Origin of the sequence: Roseibium aggregatum (assembly GCF_014692675.1) — a bacterium.
Taxonomy (GTDB): domain Bacteria; phylum Pseudomonadota; class Alphaproteobacteria; order Rhizobiales; family Stappiaceae; genus Roseibium; species Roseibium aggregatum_C.
On the sequence record NZ_JABFCZ010000092.1, the window covers coordinates 1 to 504 of the forward strand.

A 504-nucleotide genomic window follows, 5' to 3' on the forward strand; every position below is an offset into this window, starting at 1 on the left:
AGCTTGATCCCCACGCCTGGCTCACACAGACCCTCGAGCGCATCGCCAACGGTTGGCCCAATAGCGACATCGGCGCTCTCATGCCCTGGAACTACAAGAGCTGAACGGCCGCAGCTTCGCGCTTACTAAATACCCGCCCCCGGATACGGATGAGGCAGGCATTAAAGCCGTTTGTGTCCGCATTGAAGATCCACCAGCGGATCATATTTTCGGTAAAAGCTGCGTGACTCTCTGCCAATTGCCGTACAGACATCAGATGTTCCATATTCATTCTAAAAATCTCTAATTACATAAATTCAGCCAACAACCTCCTCGCCCGCTCATATAGTAGTTATTTGGACTGCTGCGCCTAAAAACATCCTGCCCAGTTGGGTACCTTGCGGGTTTCGGTAATCCCCGGACACAGATTTCAGTAATTCCCGGACACGCGTTTCGGTAATTCCCGGACAGGGATTTCGCTAAATCCCGGACAGTTCCGGGCCCCCGGACACGGTTGGTCATCGC

Annotated in this window: 1 protein-coding gene; it reads left to right on the top strand. The window is 53.0% G+C overall.

Going from position 1 to position 504, the window contains the following annotated elements:
* A partial coding sequence (locus HK439_RS26435; protein WP_190294281.1) for a transposase domain-containing protein occupies positions 1-104 on the top strand: 104 nt, incomplete at its 5' end.
* Positions 105-504: the final 400 nt, after the last annotated feature.